The organism is Priestia sp. KCTC 13724 (assembly GCF_056820425.1).
In genome coordinates this window covers 1-5,188 of the sequence record NZ_JBXDLD010000126.1, presented here as the reverse complement: position 1 = coordinate 5,188, position 5,188 = coordinate 1, and the positions used below count along the sequence as shown (strand labels likewise).

The window sequence follows — 5,188 nt, the reverse complement described above, 5'->3', positions numbered from 1 at the left end:
TTTTTTGGCTCTAAACAGGAAAAAACATTAAACTGAAAATTGCGTCAACATTTATGCAACACTAGTGATATAATTTGCATAATGGATTTTTTCGGAACACATATAAAAGCAAACTCTTGATATTTTATTCAATTAATAATGACTTTTGGTTTACAAAGTCAACAGACCGTGTATAATTGTTATAACAGTGATAACGTAAAATTATACGTACTGTTATAAAATCGCCAGCATATGTTAATACTATGCTAATACTAAGGAGGTATTATTATGATGGATATGGTGGTGAGAGAAGTGGAAAGAAAAATTACGAAAATTGGCAATAGCTCTGGAGTGACATTTCCACCTGAAGTTTTAGAACACTTAAACGTTAAACAAGGTGAAATGGTTGTGTTTGACCTTGAAAAAGACGGTAAAGTAGTACTTAAAAAGCGACCTGCGGTAAATGTAGAAGGTTTCGAGGAAATAGATGCAGATTTTTTAGAAGGAATGAAGGATCTATTTGATCGATACGATAATACGCTACGTAACCTCGCAGATCGTTAAAAGAAAAACAAAGGGTAAGGGACTTAGCAAATGACGAAATATCTCACTCATAAGCAAGCCATTTTCTTAAATGGTGTAATGATTCAACGTTATACACCTAAAGAACATATTGGTGTAAAAGATGAAAAATTATTGGATAGTGCGATTATGCGTCCACAAAGTTCTGCTTTTGGATCTGATGCTTATCCTAGTTTGGAATTGAAAGCTGCAGCATTGTTTGAAAGCTTAGCACAAAATCATTCTTTTCATAATGCAAATAAACGAACAGCATTCGCTTGTTTATTCCTATTTTTAAGGACGAATGGTTGGATTTTAAATGTTCGAGAAAAAGAAGCTGAAGACATGACTTCTTTTGTTGTGACAAACAAACCTCCATTACAGCATATTGCTGATTGGATTTCGAGTAATCTTGTTCAACGTTCATGAAAAAGACCTTTTCCAAAACAGAAAAGGTCTTTTTACAGTTATTTATTTAAATGCAGTTAACATAAAACCTTTTCTAGGTACCCCTACTAGCCTAAAAATCTAACTCAACCACTGGTTTATATAGGAGTTTACCAAAAACAACCAATATTATCGTGATTGTCTCCCTAACTTCGTCTATATTGGGAATGAAGGAGGAGAGGCAAATGAATCTAGGAGATAAATTAAAAGAACTTCGAAAAGAACATAATTACTCTCAACAACAATTAGCAGAAAAACTACATGTAACTGCACAAGCTATTTCGAAATGGGAAAACAATAAGTCAGTCCCAGATATTATAAACCTTGTTCAATTAAGTGAAGTATATAACATTAGTTTAGATTATCTAATAAAATCAGATAAGCAGTTACAAAAGAAACTATCTACAAACGATATTCGTTTAAAGGTTTTTAATTTTTTTGTACTTGCTTTCATTCTAGTCATGATCTTAGCTAGTAGTGTTTTAATAAAGGCTCAGTTCTTTATGTCACAGCATAGTTTAGGCGGATGGCTAATCATTAGTTTGGGCTTTTTGCTTATTATCTTTACCTTTTTAAGTCTGTATTGCTACATAGTAAAGAAAAAGTATTTTATATTCCTTTGGAGTGCTTTTTTAACATTAGGCTGTATCGTATTTATAGGGCTATTTTATGACTATATTATGCAATTACTATTTCCCTTATAAAGTCATTATAGTTTATGTATGCTCTATGCAAAGTTAGTTAACATAATCAAGATTTATCGGAAACAAAAAGAGAGAACACTAAAAATATAGTATTCTCTCTTACTTATTGATGAGCTTCTTCTTGGTAAGCTTCATACCAGTGATATGGTTGAATTTCTTTTAAAGTTTTGAATAATAGATTGTTTTCAGCAGAATAGATACCTGCTTTAACCTCTGATCCCCAATAAAACAAACGCTCTTGGCATACCCCACAAGGAGTTAATACTTTAAAATTTGAATTCTCATCATCTCTGGCAACGCAAATACTATGAGTAACCTTTAAACCAAGCTTATGGGCTTCACAGATAGCACCTGTTTCCATACATAACTCTGTTGAAGCATTAATTACTTCAGGAGCAACACTAATTAATACTTGTCCGTCTTCTAGCCTCATGGCTGCTGCTCCTCCCCATCCTTTGGGGTAACGCTTTTGAACAAAATCAATTGCTGAATTATACAATTCTTCTTCTATACTCATAAGTTACACCTCTTAAAAGAATCTTCTAAATAATTTTAAACTTATCAGAAAGCAAAGTAAATACTTTATTTTCCATGAAACTTAGTAGCAGACCCTAAAAGATGAGCATAACTACATGTATACTTCATCCATCCTTAGTTAACATAATCCAGCTTCTAGGAAACAAAAAAGAAATTTACAGCTGCAAATCCCTTTTTTATGTGTATGTATATATTCATTAACAACAAATAAGATTATTTTACTGTAAAATAAATACTATACCTTTAAACTTAGTAGTATCTAATTTGAATTGTTATTTGGGTAGGAGGAAATTATGGTATCGTTTAATAGAATTATAAAATTGCGGGATTTGGAAATTTTTCGAGTATCAAAAGACGGACAAATCTTCTCTTATGTAGTAATTGAAGACACTAGAAAACCATTCACAGAAGAAGATAAAAAACTAGATCCATTATGTTATATGGATGAAGAAGATATTAATGCGATTTTAAATGTTTTCAGGATTTCATTAATCAATGACGAAAAATTAAGTGAAGAAAATTCATACTTTCTAAAATCATTCTTTTCAGATTTTGTTAACAATACAAATTTAACAAACTTTATCTTTACAGAATACATTCAAGAAGATTTGTATGATCACGAAGTTGACATAAAATTTTTCAATAAAATTTTAAAAGATATAGGTTCAAGTTATATTATTGAAGAATTTGATGAAAGAAATTGGATTTATTTATCTCAAGATTAAAATATAAGCTATGTATACCATATACAAAACTAGTTTACATAAACACTCTTTTAGGAACACATCAAAAAAACTAGTCCTTACCACACGATCACTTTTGCTGCGACTTGTATCGTCGCCTGTGTCCGCCCTCGTCCCAGACTCCATAATTGCTTTTGAGAGGTTTTTAGACTGAAAGAACACATTTTTCTACTAACACAGAAAAAACGCTAAATGAAGGCGTTTTTGAGCTTGTGTGTAGTTGACATACAACGGCTTTTAGATATCAAAAAAGCTTGGAATTTGAAATTCTCATGCTTTTTTGATATCTAACTTTACTTTTAATTTTCTATCCAAAGTAAATTAATTATAAGAACCATTCGCCTTGGGCAATCTTTTCTACTTTTCCTCCTACATGAACATGGATTTTTTCATTATCACTCTTCGCTTTTAAAAATAATAAAGAAGGTCTTGAAATTTCGTATCCTTGTTCTACACGAATATTAATTTCATCTTGTTCAAAGTATCGATATTTGACTAGGTAAGCTGCTAGACAGCCATTAGCACTTCCAGTAGCTGCATCTTCAGGAACTCCATAATAATCAGCAAAGTCTCTAACATTTACATGATTTTCAGAATTATATGTTTCTGGACAAAATACCATTATAGCTTTTGCATCAGTATGTTCAATCAATTCAAAGCATTTTTCTTTATTTATTTTCACCCTTTTAACAGCTTCAAGAGATTTTAAAGGAACAATAATCACTGGGAGTCCTGTCGAAACCTCTTGAATAGGGAAACGATCGTCTATGTAACCTTTTTCTACATTTAATACCTCAGCTATTCTACTAGTGTCTAAAACCTGTCTAAAAGTCGGTTCATTCTGTCTCATCCAAATAGTATCCTCTTGAACATCTGAAGTAACAGAAATTTGGCCAGCTTTAAAATTTAAAGTAAGCTCATTAGAAGCTTCTTCTTCTATTTCATTCTGAATGACATAGGCAGTACCTAAAGTGGGATGACCTGCGAAAGGAACCTCTTCATTAGGTGTAAAAATTCGAACGTCATATCCACCAAGTTCTTTTGTGTTAGATAAAATGAAAGTAGTCTCTGAATAATTGATTTCTTTAGCTATTTGTTGCATTTCTTTATCAGAAATATTCTTGACGTTTTTAAAAACAGCTAACTGATTTCCTGTATATTTTCCTTGGGCAAAAACATCGACAATTGAATAATTTAGTGAATTCATAGATAGTCTCCTTATTTTTTTAATATTTAAATAATAACACTATTTTCATTAAAATGATAAGTAGATAGCTATTTTTCATGAATACTGTATTCATTTTCAGTTAACATAATGTCTCTTTCCGGAACACACCCCAAAAAAGAACCCTTATGGGAGTAGGGTTCTCGATGAGGCCTTGTTTCTGATTTATGCAGCTTTTTATACATCCTTGACGCGTAAGGGTTTTATACAAGGGCGTAACCCAAACAAATGTATAAAAAGTGCACCTTTTATACATATGCTTTACCCTCTAAATAATTGATTTTTTAGTTAGATATGATATATTAAATGTCAGACTATTTTTTACAAATTGCATTTTTATCATGTCGTTTAACTCTTTAAATAAAAAACTGTCTCTTCTTTATTACTGGAGACAGTTTTTTATTTTGCCATCTTTTCACTGGACAAATTATAAAATTATATTATATTGTGTAAGAGCAAGTCATCCACCTTTTATCTAAGCATGTAATTACCATACATGTAGAAAAAGCTTTACTTTTATTTTGAAATTGTACCAGTCCTATTATTAACATGATTAAACCGAAAAGTAACGTCGCGTAGGGCTGCAAAGTATAATCCTTTGTTATGAAACTATATAACATAAGAGGAAGAGCTATAACCGACAAAATAAGTTGTAAACGGATTAACATTTGTAAGTACTCTTTTAGAATTATTTGCACGGTCGGCAGGACCCGCAATGCTAATGAGCGGATAGCATTGAACTTGTACCGGAATCTTCCTTGGGTGTATCATCATCGCTAGAATCTTCAACTGGTGGCACTGGAAAGTTCCTTTAAAGAGACCTCCTATTTCGCTAGATAGTCATAATGATGCTATATAATAGTCTTTAGAAAATAAAAAAGTATGAGAGTCATTGTTGGAAACATAATGGCTCTTTTTTATGTCTATATAAGTTGAATTAAAGGATTACAATTACTCTCTGTTGAAGTATAAGGGTAACACTTACCAATGAA

Annotated in this window: 6 protein-coding genes; 4 read left to right on the top strand and 2 right to left on the bottom strand. The window is 31.5% G+C overall.

All coding sequences use genetic code 11. The features are described from left to right. Positions 1–267 precede the first annotated feature (267 nt). The 3 genes from AC1UFB_RS15875 to AC1UFB_RS15865 all read left to right on the top strand — a co-directional run bounded on the left by AC1UFB_RS15875 (position 268) and on the right by AC1UFB_RS15865 (position 1,691). Positions 268–543, top strand: a complete 276-nt coding sequence (locus tag AC1UFB_RS15875; protein WP_328101698.1) for an AbrB/MazE/SpoVT family DNA-binding domain-containing protein — start codon at positions 268–270, stop codon at positions 541–543. Positions 544–573: 30 nt separating this feature from the next. Beyond that, a complete protein-coding gene (locus tag AC1UFB_RS15870; RefSeq protein WP_328101699.1) occupies positions 574–969 on the top strand; it encodes a type II toxin-antitoxin system death-on-curing family toxin in 396 nt (131 codons plus the stop codon). A gap of 203 nt (positions 970–1,172) precedes the next feature. Then, complete coding sequence (locus AC1UFB_RS15865) at positions 1,173–1,691, top strand: helix-turn-helix domain-containing protein (RefSeq protein WP_482589483.1); 519 nt, start codon at positions 1,173–1,175, stop codon at positions 1,689–1,691. 103 nt (positions 1,692–1,794) lie between these two features. Here AC1UFB_RS15865 and AC1UFB_RS15860 read toward each other — a convergent pair whose 3' ends face one another. Further along, a complete protein-coding gene (locus tag AC1UFB_RS15860; RefSeq protein WP_138116234.1) occupies positions 1,795–2,208 on the bottom strand; it encodes a cytidine deaminase in 414 nt (137 codons plus the stop codon). Positions 2,209–2,521: 313 nt separating this feature from the next. Between AC1UFB_RS15860 and AC1UFB_RS15855 the strand changes: the two genes are divergently transcribed. Beyond that, on the top strand, positions 2,522–2,953 hold the full coding sequence (locus AC1UFB_RS15855; protein WP_025908230.1) for a hypothetical protein: 432 nt from the start codon (positions 2,522–2,524) through the stop codon (positions 2,951–2,953). A 343-nt stretch (positions 2,954–3,296) separates the two neighbouring features. Here AC1UFB_RS15855 and AC1UFB_RS15850 read toward each other — a convergent pair whose 3' ends face one another. Beyond that, positions 3,297–4,178, bottom strand: coding sequence for a PhzF family phenazine biosynthesis protein (locus AC1UFB_RS15850; protein WP_482589482.1), 882 nt, complete (start codon positions 4,176–4,178; stop codon positions 3,297–3,299). Between the last annotated feature and the right edge of the window lie 1,010 nt (positions 4,179–5,188).

Coding starts and splice junctions, on each gene's coding strand:
- AC1UFB_RS15870 (WP_328101699.1), top strand. CDS start 574: ATGACGAAATATCTCACTCATAAGCAAGCCATTTTCTTAAATGGTGTA.
- AC1UFB_RS15875 (WP_328101698.1), top strand. CDS start 268: ATGATGGATATGGTGGTGAGAGAAGTGGAAAGAAAAATTACGAAAATT.
- AC1UFB_RS15860 (WP_138116234.1), bottom strand. CDS start 2,208: ATGAGTATAGAAGAAGAATTGTATAATTCAGCAATTGATTTTGTTCAA.
- AC1UFB_RS15865 (WP_482589483.1), top strand. CDS start 1,173: ATGAATCTAGGAGATAAATTAAAAGAACTTCGAAAAGAACATAATTAC.
- AC1UFB_RS15850 (WP_482589482.1), bottom strand. CDS start 4,178: ATGAATTCACTAAATTATTCAATTGTCGATGTTTTTGCCCAAGGAAAA.
- AC1UFB_RS15855 (WP_025908230.1), top strand. CDS start 2,522: ATGGTATCGTTTAATAGAATTATAAAATTGCGGGATTTGGAAATTTTT.